The following is a 17,258-nucleotide window of genomic DNA, read 5'->3' as shown; positions in this document are numbered from 1 at the left end:
GGCCCTCGCCGTTCTGGCCTTCACCGTTGCGGTCCTCGGGGGGAGCCCCGGCCGCCTCGCCAGCGGCCGGCGCCTCACCCGAGACCTCGGCCCTGGCGGCCGGCGTCGCCTCGGGCGCGGTCACGGCCGGCATCTCGGCCTCTTCCTCCGGCGCGTAGTCCATGCGGAGCGCCGCCGGGGCGCTGGGCGGCTCGACCACCGTCTGCGCCCGCAGCGTCTCGATCCGGATCGCCGGCGGCAGCAGGGAGGCATCCGGCTGGAAGAACACCGACATCCCGTAGCGCGCCTCGATCTCGGCCAGGCGGTCGCGGCGGCGGTTCAGGATGTGCATCGCCAGGTCGGGGGCGATGTGCACGGCGATCTCGGCGGCGCGGCGGCGGCCACCCTCCTCCTCGATCTGCCGCAGCACCTGCAGCGCGCTGCTCTCCGGCGTGCGGACGATGCCGAGGCCCTGGCAATGCGGACAGGTGACGAAGGAATGCTCGGTCACGCTGGGGCGCAGCCGCTGCCGGCTCATCTCCAGCAGGCCGAAATGGCTGATCCGGCCGACCTGGATGCGGGCGCGGTCGTGGCGCAGCGCCTCCTTCAGCCGGCGCTCGACCTGGGCATCGTTGCGCGAGGACTCCATGTCGATGAAGTCGATCACGATCAGCCCGGCGAGGTCGCGCAGGCGCAACTGGCGCGCCACCTCGTCGGCGGCCTCCAGGTTGGTGCGCAGCGCCGTGTCCTCGATGTGCCGGTCCCGCGTGGCGCGGCCCGAGTTCACGTCGATCGAGACCAGCGCCTCGGTCTGGTTGATGACCAGGTAGCCGCCCGACTTCAGCCGCACGGTGGGCGACATCATCGCGTCGAGCTGGGCATCGACGCCATGGCGCGCGAAGAGCGGGACGGTCGGGTCCTTGTACAGCCGGATCTTGCGGTCGTTGTGCGGCATCAGCATCCGCATGAACTCGCGCGCCTGGCGGTAGGCGTCCTCGCCCTCGATCTGGATCTCCTCGATGTCGCGGCCGAAGACGTCGCGGATCGAGCGCTTGATGAGGTCGGCCTCCTCATAGATCAGCGCGGGGGCGACCGAGTCCAGCGTGCGCTCGCGGATATCGTCCCACAGCCGCAGCAGGTACTCGCAGTCGCGCCGGATCTCGGGCTTGGGCCGGCCGGCGCCGGCGGTGCGGACGATCAGGCTCATGCCGCGCGGCATGCCGAGTTCCTGGATCACCTCGCGCAGCCGCTTGCGGTCGGCGACCGAGGTGATCTTGCGGGAGATGCCGCCGCCGCGCGGGCTGTTCGGCATCAGCACGGAGAAGCGGCCGGCCAGGCTGATATAGGTGGTCAGCGCCGCGCCCTTGTTGCCGCGCTCCTCCTTGACGACCTGCACCAGCATGATCTGCCGGCGGCGGATCACCTCCTGGATCTTGTAGTGGCGCAGGAAGCGCGGCGGGATGCGGCGCTCGGCCCGGCCCTCGTCGGAATCGCCGTTGCGGCTCTCGCCCTGGCCCCGGCCACCCAGCGTCTCGGGCGCGGCCTCGGGCTCATCCTCGCCGCCCTCCTCGTCGGCCTCGGCCAGCAGGGCCTCCGGCTCGGCGCTGCGGTGCTCGGCCGTCGTCATGGGCTGGGCGCGCGGCGTGCCGGGCCGGCCGGCCTCGTCGTCGCCGCCCTCGGCCTCTCCCGAGGTCCCGTTGCCCTCGGCGGGGGCGTCATCCCGGCGCGGCGCGCCGGCGTCGTCGGCGAACCGCTCGATGGCGGCGGCCATGGCCTCCGCCTCGTTCTCGCCGACGGGCTCGTCGTCCTCATCCTCCTCGTCCTCGGCCGCCTCGGCGGCCTGCAGGGCGAGCAGGCGCTCGCGGTCGGCGACGGGGAGCTGGTAGTAGTCGGGATGGATCTCGCCGAAGGCCAGGAAGCCATGGCGGTTGCCGCCATACTCGACGAAGGCGGCCTGCAGGCTGGGCTCCACCCGGACCACCTTGGCCAGGTAGATATTGCCCTTCAGGGGCCGCTTGTTCTCGGTCTCGATGTCGAATTCGTCGAGCCGGTTGCCGTCCAGCACCACCACGCGAGTCTCGTCGCTGTGGGATGCATCGATCAGCATGCGCTTGGTCATGAACCGGGATGCTCCGTGCCGCCGGCGCAGTCGCGCGGCCGACGGCGGCAATAGGTGGGCAGGCCCGAGGCTACGGGGTCGCGCAGGCGGCGTGGCGGCTTGGGTGCCATGCGGCTCTGGTTCCGACCTCTCGTCTCGGCGGGCCGCGCCCCTGGAAAGAGGGGGGGCCCTGATGTTGAGCGCGCCGCGCGCAGGCCCCGGGACCGCGCCCCTGGATCGCGCGACGCGATACCCTTCGGCACGAACGGGCCAGCGGCTGGCGGGTCCAGGACAGCCGGCCATCGGCCGCGCCACCCTTCCACGCCATTGGATTCCGCGCCGGTGGAGTGGACAGCGGGATGCCGGCGCGCTGAAAGGCCGGAACCCCGCAACACGGGGGCAGCCTCCTGCCGGATCCTTCGCGCCGCGCCGGTTTCGGCCCCGCCGGATGAGGCGGGAGCGGAAAAAGGCCGGGCGGCCGCGCCCGGAACCTCCACCGGCGGCGTCTGCCGCCGGGGCAAGGCACCATAGGCCCCCCCCTCGCCTTCCACAAGGCATTGCAAGGCTCAGATGTTACATGAAGTAATGCCGTGATCCCGCGAGACTGCCGTGTTAGAGGCGGGGCGATCCTGCCGGCGGCTTCTCGCCCTGGCGGCGCGTGGCGGCTTTTCCGGCCAGACCGCGCCGGGCGCGAGGCAGGACAGCATGGCGGTGGATCGGGGGGCGATCCCGGCATGTGGCGGCGGCGGGGCCTGGATTGGGGGAACCATGCCATGACCTTCTTGAGCGGCCGACGGGATCTGCTGGGCCTGGCGCTCGGCCTCGTCGGCCTTCCCGGCCTGGCCATCGCGGCGGTGACCGAGGCGCGGCTGGAAAGCGCGGGACGGGGGCGCGCCCGCCTGACCGTCAGCGCCAACACCGCGACCGCCTGGAAGCTGACCGCCACGGCGCAGCCGGCGCGCCTCATCCTCTCGCTTCCTGGCAGCACCTGGCGCGCGCCCGCGCGGCTGCGCGGCAGCGGGCCGGTGGACGCCGCCCGCTGGGACAGCGCCGGCCGGCGGCTGCTGATCGACCTCACGGGCCCGGTCTCGGTCTCCCGCAGCGCGAGCGGCAGCCGGCTGGTGATCGACATCGCCCCGGGCACCCAGACCAGCCATGCCCTGCTCGTGCGCAATGGCGGCGGCCAGGGAACCATCGGCGGGGCCGGCGGCGGAACCGGCGGCGGCCGCGGGACAACGACGGCATCGGGCCTGCCGCTGATCGTGCTGGACCCGGGCCACGGCGGCAAGGACCCCGGCACCATCGGCGTCGCCGGCACCTATGAGAAGCGCATCACCCTCGCCGCCGCCCAGGAGTTGAAGAAGCAGCTCGAGGCAAGCGGGCGCTGCCGGGTGGCGATGACCCGCTCGCGCGATGTCTTCGTGCCGCTGGATGGGCGCGTGGAATTCGCCCGCAAGCGCGAGGCGGCGCTGTTCATCTCGCTGCACGCCGATTCCGCGCCCGGCGCGCGGGGCGCCAGCGTCTACACCCTGTCCGACCGCGCCTCGGACGGGCTCTCGGCCCGGCTGGCGCAGAGCCAGAACGCCGCCGACGCCGCCGGGGGGCTGCGCCTGCCCCCGGTCTCACCCGAGATCGAGCGCATCCTCTATTCGCTGGTGCGGCAGGAGACCAAGATCGGCTCCGCGCGCATGGCGCGCTTCGCGGTCGAAGGTCTGGGCCGCTCCGTCACGCTGCTGCCCAACACCCATCGCCAGGCTTCCTTCGCCGTGCTCAAGGCGCCGGAGGTGCCGAGCATCCTGGTCGAGATGGGCTTCCTGAGCGACCGGCGCGACGAGGCGGCGCTGAACCGGCCGGCCCACCGCAGGCAGCTGGCCGTCGCGCTGTCGGGCGCGGTGCAGGGCTGGCTGGCCCAGCACCACGCCGGGCTCGTCAGCACCGGCTAGGTGGCGGGCGCCGGCCGTCTCAGCCGGCGCGGCCGTGGCAGTGCTTGTACTTCCGGCCCGAACCGCAGGGGCAGGCCGCGTTGCGCGGCGTGCGATACCATGTGGCGGGATCCTGCGGATCGACGCCCTCCGGCGCGCGCGACGGGGCGGGCGCGAAGGCGGCACCCGCGGGCGCATGCTCCCAGCCGGCCGCGCCACCGGCCGCACCGGCCACCTCCAGCCCCGCCATGTCCGGCTCGGGGTGGCGCATGTCGGTCACCATCACCGGCTCCGGCATCGGCGGCGGCGCGTTCGGCGCCAGCTCGATGCGCAGGAGCAGCGAGGTCACCCGCTCACGCAGGTCCTGCAGCATGCTGGTGAAGAGATTGAAGGCCTCGCTCTTGTACTCGTTCAGCGGATCGCGCTGGCCATAGGCGCGCAGCCCGATTCCCTGGCGCAGGTGGTCGAGGTTGAGCAGGTGCTCCTTCCAGACCGCGTCGAAGACCTGCAGCAGCACGCTCTTCTCGACCATCCGCATCAGGTCCGGGCCGATGTTGGCGGCGCGCGCCGCGGCGGCCTGGTCGGTCGCCTGCTCCAGCCGCTCCCGCACCGCGACCTCGTCGATGCCCTCCTCGCGGCCCCATTCCTCCACCGGCAGGTCGAGGCCGAGCTGCTCGCGCACCTGCGCCTGCAGGCCGGCCAGATCCCACTGCTCGGGATAGGCATTCTCCGGGATGGCGCGGGCGACCATGGCGGCGACGGTCTCGCGCCGCATCTCCTCCACCGTCTCCGACACGTCCTGCGCCTGCATGAAGGCGCGCCGCTGGGCATAGACCTCCTTGCGCTGGTCGTTCATGACGTCGTCGTATTTCAGCAGGTTCTTGCGCGTGTCGAAGTTGCGCGCCTCGACCTTCTTCTGCGCCTTCTCCAGCGCCCGGTTGATCCAGGGATGGATGATGGCCTCGCCTTCCTTGAGGCCGAGCTTCTGCAGCATGCCGCCCATGCGGTCGCTGCCGAAGATCCGCATCAGGTCGTCTTCCAGGCTGAGGAAGAAGCGGCTGGCGCCCGGATCGCCCTGGCGGCCGGAGCGGCCGCGGAGCTGGTTGTCGATGCGCCGCGATTCATGCCGCTCGGTGCCGATGACGAAGAGGCCGCCGGCCTGCTTCACCGTCTGCTCGTCCTGCCGGACCTCGGCGCGGAAGCGCTCCAGCGCCGCCTCGTACTCCGGCCCCTCGTGCACGCCGCCGAGGCTCTGCTGCGCCAGCATCTCGGCATTGCCGCCGAGCTTGATGTCGGTGCCGCGCCCGGCCATGTTCGTCGCGATGGTGACGGCGCCCGGCCGGCCGGCCTGGGCGATGATGCCGGCCTCCTGCTCGTGGTAGCGCGCGTTCAGCACCTTGTGCGGCACGCCCTCCTTCTTCAGGAGCTCGCTGATCAGCTCGGACTTCTCGATCGAGGTGGTGCCGACCAGCACCGGCTGGCGGCGCGCCTGCGCCTCCTTCACCAGCGCGGCGACGGCGGCGTACTTCTCGCCGGCCGAGCGGTAGACCTCGTCATCGCCATCCTGGCGGATGACGGGCACGTTGGTCGGGATCTCGACCACCTCGAGCTTGTAGATCTCGGCGAACTCATCGGCCTCGGTCGCTGCCGTGCCGGTCATGCCGGACAGCTTCGGATAGAGGCGGAAGTAGTTCTGGAAGGTGATCGAGGCGAGCGTCTGGTTCTCCGGCTGGACCTCGACGCCCTCCTTCGCCTCCAGCGCCTGGTGCAGGCCCTCGGAGTAGCGGCGGCCCTCCATCATGCGGCCGGTGAACTCATCGATGATGATGAGCTTGCCCTCGCGGTTGACGATGTAGTCCACGTCGCGGGCGAAGAGCACATGGGCGCGCAGGCTCTGGTTGACGTGATGCACCAGCGTCACGTTCTGGAAGTCGTAGAGATTGCCCTCGGTCAGCAGCCCGGCCTGGGTCAGCATCTCCTCGACCCGCGCCGTGCCCGCCTCGGTCAGGTTGGCCGCGCGCTGCTTCTCGTCCTTGTCATAGGTCTCCTTGTCCTTGACCAGCTCGCGCACCACCGCGTCGACATTGCGGTAGAGGTCCGAGCTGTCCTCGGCGGGACCGGAGATGATCAGCGGCGTGCGCGCCTCATCGACCAGGATGCTGTCCACCTCGTCGACGATGGCATAGTTGAAGTCGCGCTGGACCATGTCCTCCAGCCGGTACTTCATGTTGTCGCGCAGGTAGTCGAAGCCGAACTCGTTGTTGGTGCCGTAGGTGATGTCGCAGGCATAGGCCGCGCGCCGCTCCTCGTCGGTCAGCCCATGGACGATGACGCCGCAGGACAGGCCGAGGAAATCGTAGAGCCGGCCCATATGCTCGGAATCGCGCGTGGCCAGGTAGTCGTTCACCGTGACGACATGCACGCCCTTGCCGGCCAGCGCGTTCAGATAGACCGCCAGCGTCGCCACCAGGGTCTTGCCCTCGCCGGTCTTCATCTCGGCGATGCGGCCGGAATGCAGCACCATGCCGCCGATCATCTGCACGTCGAAATGCCGCATGCCGAGCACGCGCTTCGAGGCCTCGCGCGCCGTGGCGAAGGCCTCCGGCAGCAGGTCGTCCAGACTCTCCCCCGCGGCCAGGCGCTGCTTCAGCTTCGGCGTCTGGGCCTGCAGCGCCTCGTCCGAGAGCGCGGCGAGCTGAGGCTCGAAGGCCGTGATGGCGGGCAGCCGGGCGCTGAACTGCTTCAGCATGCGGTCGTTGGCTGAGCCGAAGACGGCGCGGGCGAGGCGGGCGAACATGGGGCTGCGAAAATCTCCGAGGGCCGCCCTTGCCCCCGCCCGGCCCGCCGGTGGCGGGCGGCCGAGGGCGCGCCGGGGTCTGTCCGGAAGGCGGGACCGGACCCATGGCGGGCAACAGGCTGCTTTGGGGTGAACAGATAGGCGGCGACCGGACCAGGGTCAACGAAAGGAGGAATGACAGCCCGGAAAGTCATCCTCGCGCGGGAGCGGAGGGCACCGCCCCTGGTGCCCCTTCCCCTGATGCCCCCTCCCCTGGCGCGCCGGCCTCAGGCCGCGGCGGGCAGGCCGCGACGCAGCTCGGCCGCCAGATAGGCAGCGAGCGCGCCCGGGCCGGAGCCCGGCGTGCCGGCCAGGCCGGCCGCCTGCTCGGCCGCCTCGTTGTAGTTGGTGTTGGTGTTCACGTCGTAGACCAGGGTGCGGCCGGCCGGGTCGCGGATGAACTCGATGCCGGCGACGTCCACGCCCGCCTGGGCCAGGAAGCCCTCCAGCCGCGCCCGGAGCGGCGCCTCGATGCCGTCCCGCAGCACGGTGAAGCGCGGCGCCGCCGGGGCCGGCACGGCGGCCGGCGCCTCGCCGGCGGGGCAGAAGGCATCGCCCACGGCGCAGACATCCGCCGGGCAGAGTTCGAAGCCCGCCGTGGTGTCGACCTCCACCGCATAGACGAAGCGGCCGCCGACGAACTCGGCCCGGGTGATCACCGGGCGGGCGGCGCGCACATAGTCCTGCAGCAGCCAGAGGCCGTCCACCGGCGCCTCGTCGGCCGGCGCGGTATCGAGATGGGCGGCCAGCGCCTCCACCGAGGGGAAGAGCCGCACGCCCAGCCCCTTGCCGCCGCGGTTCGGCTTCAGGATCAGCGGGCCGGGCGCGAAGTGGCGGCGGGCGGCGGCGATGAGCGCCTCCGGCGCGTCGTGCACCAGGACGGTGCGCGGCACCTCGAGGCCGGCCGTCTCCAGCGCCGCGTACTGTCGCGCCTTGCTGATCTCGAGATCGAGCGCGCGGGGCCCGTTCACCACCCGCCGGCCGTATCGCGTCAGCCAGGCCAGCACCGCCGCGGTCAGCTCGGCCGAGTAGCGATGGCCGCGCGTGTGGGAGGAGGCGCTCATGCGGTTGTAGTAGACCCCCTCCGGCGGCGGGGCGGAGAGGTCGAAGCTGCCGCGCGAGAGATCCATCTCGGCCCAGGGGAGGCCGGCGCGGTCGAAGGCGGCGGCCAGCGGCGGCAGCCAGGCCGGGTTCTCATGGATGACATGGATCTTGGACATACCTCAGCTCCGATCGTGATTCTCGTGATTAACGAATTCATTTCGCAAATACAGGGGAATGCCGTCCGCTTCAAGCGGATCACGCCGCGGAACCCGGTCCCGCCCTGGCCTCCTGGCCATTCCGGGCGCAACAAGGCCGCGATTGTGGCGGCGGCGCGCTTCCGGCATCTTGAAGCCTCTCTTCGCGAAGGCACATGCGGTTGATGCGTTTGACCCGACTGACCCGACCTCTTCTCCTGCTTCCCTTCCTGCTCAGCCCCGCCCTGGCCCAGGCTCCGGCGAGCCCGCCGCCCGGCGCCCCCACGCCGCAGCCGCCCGCGCCCCAGTCCACGGCCCCGGGCTCCACCCTCCCGGCCGAGGGCAATCCGGTCGTCGCCCGCGTCGATGGCGAGGAGCTTCACCTGGCCGATGTCCAGGCCGCCATCGCCGAGCTGCCGGAGCAGCTGCGGGGCGCGCCGGGTCCGATGCTCTTTCCCCTGGTGGTCGATCAACTGATCGCGCAGAAGGCCCTCGTCGCCGCCGCCCGGGCGCAGAAGCTCGACCAGGAGCCGGCCGTGCAGCGCGCCATCCGCCGGGCCGAGGAGGAGCAGTTGCAGCAGGCCCTGCTGCGGCGCGAGATCGCGCCGGCCCTGACGCCCGAGGCGCTGCGCGAGCGCTATCAGAAGGAGATCGCCTCCAAGCCGGGCGAGGAGGAGGTGCATGCCCGCCACATCCTCGTCAGCTCCGAGGAGGAGGCGCGTAAGGTGCTGGCCGAGCTGCGCAAGCCCAACGCCGACTTCGCCGCGGTGGCGAAGAAGTTCTCGAGCGATCGCAGCGGCCAGGAAGGCGGCGATCTCGGCTTCTTCAAGAAGAGCGACATGGTGCCGGAATTCGCCAATGCCGCCTTCGCCCTGAAGAAGGGCGAGACGAGCCGGGAGCCGGTGCGCAGCGCCTTCGGCTGGCACATCATCAAGCTCGAGGATCGCCGCACCGCCGCGGTGCCGAGCTTCGAGGAGAGCGCCGAGACGCTGCGCCAGGCGGCTTTCGAGGAAGCGGTGAACGAGGCGGTGGAGCGGGTGCAGGCCGCCGCCACGATCGAGCGCTTCAACATGGACGGTTCGCCCCGCGCGCCGCAGCCGGCGCCTTCCCTGCTGGATGGCGCCGCGCCGCCGCCGAGGAAGTAGGGCGGGCATCGCGGAGGCCCTCCGGACGGGGCGTGATGGGGCCGGGCGCGGGAAATCACCGCGCCCGGCCTTTTTCATTGGCCAAAGCCAGGGTAACGCTGCCGCGCGCATTGATGAGGACGGACGCGCCGATGGCCAAGGATCTCCCCGTTTCCCCCCTCGCGGTCCCGCTGCCGCCCCTGCCGCCCATCGCCGGGGTCCGGCTGGGCGTGGCGGCCGCCGGCATCCGCTACCAGGGCCGCAACGACCTCACCCTGATGGAGTTCGCGCCCGGCACCACGGTGGCCGGCGTCTTCACGCGCAACAAGTGCCCCGGCGCGCCGGTGGACTGGTGCCGCGCGGCGCTGAAGGGCGGCAAGGCGCGGGCGCTGGTGGTCAATGCCGGCAATGCCAATGTCTTCACCGGCCAGGCGGGGCGCGACGCGGTGCAGGCCAGCGCCGAGGCGGCCGCGGCGCTCGCCGGCTGCAAGCCGCGGGAGGTGTTCCTGGCCTCCACCGGCGTGATCGGCGAGACGCTGCCGCATGCGAAGCTGACCGCCGCCCTGCCCGCCCTGTACGCGGCCCTGTCGGAGGATGCCTGGGCCGACGCCGCGCGCGGCATCATGACCACGGACACCTTCCCCAAGGGCAGCGTCCGCAAGGCGATGATCGGCGGGGCCGAGGTCACCATCGCCGGCATCGCCAAGGGCAGCGGCATGGTGGCGCCCGACATGGCGACGATGCTCTGCTTCATCGCGACCGACGCGAAGATCCCGGCCGCCGCGCTGCAGGCGGTGCTGAGGAAGGGCGTGGACGCCAGCTTCAACCGCACCACGGTCGATTCCGACACCTCGACCAGCGACACGGTGCTGGTCTTCGCCACCGGCCAGGCGAAGCACCCGCGCGTGCCGGCGGAAGGCGGTGCCGTGCTGAAGGATTTCGCCCGCGTCCTGCACGAGCTGCTGCTCGACCTGGCGCTGCAGGTGGTGCGCGACGGCGAGGGCGCGCAGAAGTTCATCCGCATCGACGTGACCGGCGCGACCACCGCGCGCTCGGCGCAGCGCATCGCCATGGCCATCGCCAATTCCCCGCTGGTCAAGACCGCCATCGCCGGCGAGGACGCCAACTGGGGCCGCATCGTCATGGCCGTGGGCAAGGCCGGCGAGCCGGCCGACCGCGACCGGCTGTCGGTGGCCGTCGGCGGCACCTGGATGGCGCGGGAGGGCGGCGTGGTGCCGGGCTATGACGAGGCGCCCGTCGTCGCCCACATGAAGGGGCGCGAGATCGAGATCGCCGTCGATCTCGGCCTCGGCCGCGGCAAGGCCACCGCCTGGACCTGTGACCTGACGCACGGCTACATCGACATCAACGGCTCCTACCGCTCCTGAGCGGCGGGGCGCGCGGTGGGCGCGGCCGCGCGCCACAGCCGCCTTACTTGGTCGTGTAGCCGCCGTTCACCAGGATGGTCTGGCCGGTCATCCACCAGCCTTCCGAGACCAGGAAGCGGATGAAGGGGACGATGTCCTCGATATCGGTCAGGCCGGTCCGGGAGAAGCGCGACAGGGCCGCCGCCGTGCGGTGATAGGCCACGGCGTCCTCGCCCTCGGCCGGGTAGAAGAAGGGCGTGTCCATCGGGCCGGGGCCGATGGCGGTGACGGAGATGCCCCGCTCGCCGAATTCCTTCGCGGCCGCGCGGGTGAAATGCTCCACCGGCGCCTTGGTGCCGGCATAGCTGGCGTAGAAGGGCGTGAAGGCGCCGAGCAGCGAGGTGACGACCGTGACCACCTTGCCCTGGTCGCGCAGGTTCCGCCCCGCCTCCTGGAGGAAGAAGAAGGCGGCCTTGGCGTTCACGGCGCTCATCTCGTCGTACTCGGCCTCGGTGATCTCGACGATCGGCTTCTTCAGCACCTTGCCGACCGTGTTGATGGCGATGTCCGGCGCGCCGAAGGCCTCCCGGGCGGCGTCGAAGAGGGCCTTCATGCCGCCGGCCGTCGTCAGGTCGCCCTGGAAGGCCGCCGCCTGGGCCCCGGCCGCCTTCACCGCCGCCAGCGTGGCCTCGGCCTCCGCCCGCGAGGCGGTGCTGTTGTAATGGATGAACACCGCCTTCGCGCCCCGCGCGGCGAGATCGCGGGCGACGAGGCCGCCCAGATTCTTCGCCCCGCCCGCGATGAGGATGGTCTTATCCCGGATTTCATGATCGGCCATGGTGCCTGCTCCCTCGTCTTTCCCGATGACCGGAACAGGCTAAGATCCGAGGACGCCGCATAAAGCCGCGAGTTCTGCCAGAACCTGTCAGCCAGGGCGAACAATCAGGCCAGGCCCATGGATCGTATCGAACTCTACCGCATCTTCGCCAAGGTCGTGGACTGCGCCAGCTTCACCCGCGCGGCCGACATGCTGGGCCTGCCGCGCTCCTCGGTCTCGGCGGCGGTGCAGGAGCTCGAGGGCCGGCTGGGGACACGGCTGCTGAACAGGACCACGCGGAAGGTGGCCCCCACCAGCGACGGGGCGGCCTTCCACCTGCGCTGCCTCCGTCTGATCGCCGATGTGGAGGAGGCCGAGGGGCTGTTCCGCCAGACGGCCACGAGCCTCGCCGGCACGCTGCGGGTCGATGTGCCGGGCCGCGTCGGCCGCCTGATCGTGGCGCCGGCCCTGCCCGACTTCCTGGAACGCCACCCGGGCCTGCAGATCGAACTCGGCGTCACGGACCGTGCGGTGAACCTCGTCGAGGACAGCCTGGATTGCGCGCTGCGCGTCGAGCCTCTGGCGGAATCCAGCCTGATCGCGCGCCCGCTCGGCGCCCTGCCGCTGATCAATGTGGCCAGCCCCGCCTACCTCGCCCGGCATGGCACGCCGCGCGGCCCGGAGGAGCTCGGCGCGCACTGGGCGGTGAACTACATCTCGCCCACCAGCGGCCGGACCGAGCCCTGGGAATGGCAGGAGGGAGGGCGCCTGCGCGATTGCCCGATGCGAAGCCGCGTCGCCGTCAACAGCGCCGAGGCCTACATCGCCTGCTGCCTGGCGGGGCTCGGCATGATCCAGATCCCCGCCTACGACGTCCGGGCGGAACTCGGAAGCGGCGCCCTGACCGAGATCCTGCCGGAGCACCGCGCCGCGCCGATGCCTCTGACCCTGCTCTATCCGCACCGCCGGCACCTGTCGCGCCGCGTGCAGGCCTTCGCCGGCTGGCTCGCCGGGCTGATGCAGCGGGAGGCGCTGCTCGAAGCGGGCGGCGGCGCCTGATGCCCCGCCGCCCGCGTCGTCGCGCCCCGGGCCCTCTCAGTCCGCGAGCCCGAGCAGCCCCAGCGCCTCGCGCCGCAACGCGACCAGATGCGGGTCGTCGCGGTGGCGCGGATAGGGCCGGTCCACCACCAGCTCGGCGGTGATCCGCGCCGGGCGGGGCGAGAAGACGATGACCCGCTGCGCCAGGACCAGCGCCTCCTCCACGTCATGCGTCACCAGCAGCGCGGTCAGGCCGCTGCGCTGCCAGAGCCGCACCAGCTCGGCCTGCATCGACAGCCGCGTCAGGCTGTCGAGCTTGCCCAGCGGCTCGTCCAGCAGCAGCAGGCGCGGATCGTTCACCAGGGCGCGGGCCAGCGCCACGCGCTGCGACATGCCGCCCGAGAGCTGGTGCGGATAGGCGGTCTCGAAGCCGGTCAGTCCGACCAGGTCGATCGCCTCCTGGATGCGGTGGCCGTGGCTGCGCAGCAGGCCGCGCGCCTCCAGCCCGAGCGCGACATTCGCCCGCACCGTGCGCCAGGGGTAGAGCGTCGGGTCCTGGAAGACCAGCACCCGGGAGGGGTCGGGCGCGGTGATCGGCGCGCCATCGCCCAGCACCCGCCCGGCCACCGGCGCGTCGAGCCCGGCCAGCAGCCGCAGCAGGGTGGACTTGCCGCAGCCCGAGGGGCCAAGCAGGGCGACGAACTCGCCCGGCCGCACCGTGAGGCTGACATCGTCCAGCACCGGCAGCGGCCGGCCCTCCAGTTGGAAGGCCTGGCTGGCGCCCTCGATCTCCAGCGCCATGCCGGCGGCGGAAAGCTCCTGCCGCGAGGTTGCGCCTACCACCGCACCGTCCCCTTCTGCCAGGCGAGCAGGCGGTCGCGCGACTTGAACAGCAGCGTCGTCAGCCCGGAGCACATCAGCGCCATGACGATCAGCGCCGCGTACATGTTGCCATAGGCGGCCCAACCCTGGGCCCATTGCAGGTACCAGCCGAGCCCGGCCTTGACCCCCAGCATCTCGGCCACCACCAGCACGGAGAAGGAGGCGCCGAGGCCCATGAAGAGGCCGACGAAGACCTGCGGCAGGGCCGCCGGCACCGCCACCTTCAGCACCAGGAAGGCCTGGCTGGCGCCGAGCGTCCGGGCGATGTCGTAATAGGCCTTGTTGACGCCGGCGACGCCGGACCAGGTCAGCACCGTGACCGGGAACCAGGCGGCCAGGGCGACGAGGAAGGTGCTGGCGCTGCCGCTCGACGGGAAGACGAAGAAGGCGACCGGCAGCCAGGCGGTGGCCGGGAGGGGGCCGATCAGCCGCAGCACCGGATGCACCCAGTAGCCGATGGCGCGCGACCAGCCGAGCGCCACCCCCGCGACGAAGCCCGCCGCGGCGCCGAGGGCATAGCCGGTGGCGAGCAGCCAGAGCGAGCGCAGCACGCTCTCGCCGAGCCGCGGCCAGTCCTCCAGATAGACCTCCAGCAGCCCCTGCGGCGAAGCGAAGAAGGGCAGCGGCAGCAGGGCGAACTTGGCGGTCAGCAGCTCCCAGCCGATGAGGCCGAGGCCAAGCACGGCGAGCCAGGGCCCGAGCGGACGCAGGCGCTCGCCCGCCCGGCCGGACCAGGCCGCCGCCAGCCCGGCCAGCAGCAGCAGCCCGCCCAGCAGTGCCGCCAGCAGCGCCAGCTCCTGGGTGCGGCCGACCTCGATCCGATCCTCCGGCAGGGCGATCACCGCCGCCGCCGCCAGCCAGACCAGCCCGGCCGCGAGGCCACCGAGCCACAGGCCGGGACGCGCCGCGCCCCGCGCCGTGGCGAGATCCCCGGATGCATCCCTGGCGGCATCCCCTCGGGATCTCAGGGCAACTCCCGAGGCGCTCATCACACGCTCAGCACGTCGGCGGTGACGCGCTCGGCGAAGCGCTTCGGATCGGTGCGCGGGCGCATGACGCCGACCTCCTTCAGTTCGCTGGCGTAGAACTCGATCTCGCGCCGGATGTCGCCGCCGACCGGGCTGTGCCCATGGGTGTGGGTCTGGAGGATGGCCAGGAGGTCGTCGCGATTGACGCGGCCGGGGGCGTATTCGAGGAAGGCCTCGACCGCCAGCTCGGGCCGTTCGGCGGTCAGGTGCTGCGCCTCGATCAGCGCCCGGGTCAGGGCGGCGGCCGTCTGCGGCTCCTCCTTCACCAGCCCGCCCGAGACGCCCAGGATGCAGCAGGCCTTGTCGGCCCAGACGCCGCTCAGATTGGTCGCCACCTCGACCAGGTTGTTGTCGCGCCGCAATGTCCAGGCCACCGGGTCGCCCAGCGTGTAGGCGTCGGCCTCGCGCCGCTGCAGCGCCAGGCCGAAGACATGCGCCGGGAAGACGCGCCAGGTCACGTCCTTCTCCGGGTCGATGCCGGCGCGCTTCAGCACCATGGCGAAGAAGTTCTTGTCGGCCGCCGCCATGTCGGTCACGGCGATGGTCTTGCCGCGCAGCGAGTCGAGGTCGGTGGTGATGCCGGCCGCGGGGTCGCCCACCAGCCGCATGCAGCCGCCATGGGTGCCGGCGGTGATCTTGACGTCGAAGCCCATCTCCAACGGCTTCAGCCAGCGCAGCGCCATGCCGACGCCGGCATCGGCCTTGCGCGTGGCGATGGCCTCCAGCAGTGCCTCGGTCGAGCCGCCGAAATTGATCAGCTCCACCTCCAGCCCGTGCCGGGCCAGGATGCCGTGCTTGCGCGCCACCTCGATCGGCGAGGTGCAGATGGAGGTGGCGTTCCAGGCGATGGTCAGCTTGCGCGTCGCGCCGCCCGCGCCGGCCGCGGGCAGGGGCGTGAGGCAGCGGGAGCGCGCCAGCATCGCCTCGAAGGCGCGGCGGTCGGCGCCCATGGGCGCGAAGCCGGCCAGTGGCAGGGCGAGGCCGGCGGTGCCGAGGGCGGCCAGCACCCCGCGGCGCGGCAGGCTCGGAGCTTGCGGCATATCCAGTCTCCCATCATGAATCACGATTCAGAATCGCGATAAGGACGGGATATTCAGAATTTAACTATTCATATGAGTCAATGTGATTTTGTAACAGCACAAATTCCGGGGAAATGTCGTGCTCTGCAGCCGTTTCCTTCCCTTTCTTGCGATCGCCACAGGGAGATTCCACTCCGGCACCCGCTCAGGCCGGCAAGGCATCCGGCAACGTCGCCAGGAAGCGGCCGGCGGCCTCCCGCCAGAGCCCGGCTTCCGCCCCGAGCCCGGCCTGCCGCGCCGCCTCGTCGGCGATGGGCGGCAGCAGGTCCAGCAGCACGGCGAGCAGGGCCGCGTCGCGCGGATGCGACAAGGCCCCCGCCAGCCGCCCGACCTCCGCCGGCCGCAGCCGCATCACCGGGCCGAACCGGTCGCTCTCCCGCCCTGGCCATTCGACGAAGGCCTCCGGCCAGTCCCGGGCGCGGCGGAACTCCAGCAGGGGGGTGTCGTTGTTCCGCGCCAGCTTGAAGCGCAGGCCCGGCCAGTGCTGCCCGCCGCCCGCCAGATCGCGGAGGCCGATGTCGAGATGCTCGTAGCCCGGGCGGCCCCGCAGGTGCTGGTGCAGCTCCACCGCTCCCACCACCGGCACGCCGGCCTCGGCGAGCGGCTCCGGCGCGCGCTCCGCCTCGGCCCGTGCCCGCGTGGCGAGCAGGCGCTCCGGCGCCCGGCCCGGCAGCAGGCTCAGGGCGCTCAGCTCGACCTGGAGATCGCCGCCCTCGGCGCCGCGCAGCAGGATCAGCGCCTGCGCCTGCCAGCCAAGGCCGAGCGGCAGCGTCATGGTCAGGCTGCCGGCGGCCAGATCGCGCCAGCCGGAGAAGCAGCCCAGCGCCAGGGCGGCCGCCGGCCCGCGCACCACCGCGTCCCGGTCCAGCAGGCAGAGGCCGATCCCGGCCCCCTCCGCCTCGCCCAGGCGCATCGACCAGTCGAGGCGCAGCACGTCATGCCCGGCGAGCGTCAGGCGCGGCAGCAGCAGCGCCGCCTCCTCCGCGCCGCGCAGCCGGGCGGACAGGCGCGGCGCCTCGCCGCCGATGGCGACCCGCCCCCATTGCCCCGCCACCCGCCGCGCCGCATGCCAGGTCCCGGGCGCGATGGCCTGCGGCACGCCCTCCAGCGGCAGGCTGGCCCCCGCCTCGTCCCAGTTCCAGTGTTCCGGCACGATGAAGCGCTCGCCCGGCCCGGCGGTCCAGAAGCGCAGGGCGAGGGCGCGCGCCTCCGGCTCGGCGGCGGGTGGCAGGCCGGCGACGGCGCAGGCCAGGTGGGCCGGCACCCAGCCCTCCTCCAGCGACAGCGCCAGCCCCGCCGCGAGCCCGCCCTCCGCCACCAGCTCCAGCGCCGCGCTCTCCCGCTCCGGGCCCAGCGGACAGGGCAGGTCCAGCGTCAGCCAGCCCGGCGCCAAGGCTCCGGCGGGGAGCGTCCAGGCGGCGAAGATCCGGCCGCTCTCCTCGCCGCGCAGCCGCAGCCGCATGGCTCCGGCCGGCTCCGAAGCCGTTTCCCCGCCCTCTCCTCCGGGCAGCGCGGCGAGATGCAGCGCCAGGGCGGCGATCCCCTGCAGGCGCAGGCCGAGCGGCTGGCGCAGCGCCAGGCGCGCCTCCCCCGCGGGGCGCCGCAGGCGCCCGGGCCCCGGTTCCAGCGCCAGGGCGAGGCTCAGCGGCGATGGCGGACGATGGCCAAGGCGGCGGGACAGCGCGGCCACCACCTCGCGCGTCTCCTCATAGTCCCGCCGGGTCTGCACCAGGCTGCGCTCGAGCGCGACGGCGCGGGCCTGCGCGCCTTGCAGCGCGTCCAGCAACCGCGCCGCCACCGCCGCCCCGGCCGCGGCGGCATCCGCCGCCTCGATCAGCGGAGGCGGCAGG

The 17,258-nt window shown here is 72.4% G+C and carries 12 protein-coding genes; 4 read left to right on the top strand and 8 right to left on the bottom strand.

Annotated elements, in window-relative coordinates; all coding sequences use genetic code 11:
* Positions 1-2,098 (bottom strand): Rne/Rng family ribonuclease (locus tag ACVMLK_RS15125; RefSeq protein ID WP_457486844.1); only part of this gene is annotated, 2,098 nt, incomplete at its 3' end.
* 752 nt (positions 2,099-2,850) lie between these two features.
* Here ACVMLK_RS15125 and ACVMLK_RS15120 point away from each other — a divergent pair.
* Positions 2,851-4,020, top strand: coding sequence for an N-acetylmuramoyl-L-alanine amidase (locus ACVMLK_RS15120; RefSeq protein WP_457486843.1), 1,170 nt, complete (start codon positions 2,851-2,853; stop codon positions 4,018-4,020).
* Positions 4,021-4,039: 19 nt separating this feature from the next.
* On the opposite strand, the gene secA is transcribed toward ACVMLK_RS15120, so the two are convergent.
* Together secA and ACVMLK_RS15110 are read right to left on the bottom strand one after the other, a co-directional pair.
* Positions 4,040-6,796 (bottom strand): preprotein translocase subunit SecA, encoded by a 2,757-nt coding sequence (gene secA / locus ACVMLK_RS15115; protein WP_457486842.1) that lies wholly within the window; start codon positions 6,794-6,796, stop codon positions 4,040-4,042.
* 266 nt (positions 6,797-7,062) lie between these two features.
* Complete coding sequence (locus ACVMLK_RS15110) at positions 7,063-8,055, bottom strand: ATP-grasp domain-containing protein (protein ID WP_457486841.1); 993 nt, start codon at positions 8,053-8,055, stop codon at positions 7,063-7,065.
* Between the two features lie 203 nt (positions 8,056-8,258).
* On the opposite strand from ACVMLK_RS15110, the gene ACVMLK_RS15105 reads away from it, so the two are divergent.
* Positions 8,259-9,218: a peptidylprolyl isomerase gene (locus ACVMLK_RS15105; protein WP_198366463.1), complete on the top strand. Its 960-nt coding sequence runs from the start codon at positions 8,259-8,261 to the stop codon at positions 9,216-9,218.
* Between the two features lie 131 nt (positions 9,219-9,349).
* Positions 9,350-10,585 (top strand): bifunctional glutamate N-acetyltransferase/amino-acid acetyltransferase ArgJ, encoded by a 1,236-nt coding sequence (gene argJ / locus ACVMLK_RS15100; protein WP_457486840.1) that lies wholly within the window; start codon positions 9,350-9,352, stop codon positions 10,583-10,585.
* A 43-nt stretch (positions 10,586-10,628) separates the two neighbouring features.
* Here argJ and ACVMLK_RS15095 read toward each other — a convergent pair whose 3' ends face one another.
* Positions 10,629-11,402: an SDR family oxidoreductase gene (locus ACVMLK_RS15095; RefSeq protein WP_457486839.1), complete on the bottom strand. Its 774-nt coding sequence runs from the start codon at positions 11,400-11,402 to the stop codon at positions 10,629-10,631.
* Between the two features lie 117 nt (positions 11,403-11,519).
* Between ACVMLK_RS15095 and ACVMLK_RS15090 the strand changes: the two genes are divergently transcribed.
* Complete coding sequence (locus ACVMLK_RS15090; RefSeq protein ID WP_457486838.1) at positions 11,520-12,440, top strand: LysR family transcriptional regulator; 921 nt, start codon at positions 11,520-11,522, stop codon at positions 12,438-12,440.
* Positions 12,441-12,476: 36 nt separating this feature from the next.
* Here ACVMLK_RS15090 and ACVMLK_RS15085 read toward each other — a convergent pair whose 3' ends face one another.
* The 4 genes from ACVMLK_RS15085 to ACVMLK_RS15070 form a co-directional block, all read right to left on the bottom strand.
* A complete protein-coding gene (locus ACVMLK_RS15085; protein WP_198366597.1) occupies positions 12,477-13,220 on the bottom strand; it encodes an ABC transporter ATP-binding protein in 744 nt (247 codons plus the stop codon).
* A 35-nt stretch (positions 13,221-13,255) separates the two neighbouring features.
* A complete protein-coding gene (locus ACVMLK_RS15080; RefSeq protein WP_198366458.1) occupies positions 13,256-14,290 on the bottom strand; it encodes an ABC transporter permease in 1,035 nt (344 codons plus the stop codon).
* Positions 14,290-15,369: an ABC transporter substrate-binding protein gene (locus ACVMLK_RS15075; protein ID WP_198366457.1), complete on the bottom strand. Its 1,080-nt coding sequence runs from the start codon at positions 15,367-15,369 to the stop codon at positions 14,290-14,292. Before ACVMLK_RS15075 ends, ACVMLK_RS15080 begins: the two co-directional genes overlap by 1 nt.
* Positions 15,370-15,553: 184 nt before the next feature.
* Positions 15,554-17,258, bottom strand: a 1,705-nt coding sequence (locus ACVMLK_RS15070; protein WP_457486837.1) for a DUF6212 domain-containing protein, incomplete at its 5' end; no start/stop codon positions are given.

It is taken from the genome of Teichococcus aerofrigidensis (assembly GCF_054073225.1).
This window is presented reverse-complemented; position numbering and strand designations above follow the sequence as displayed.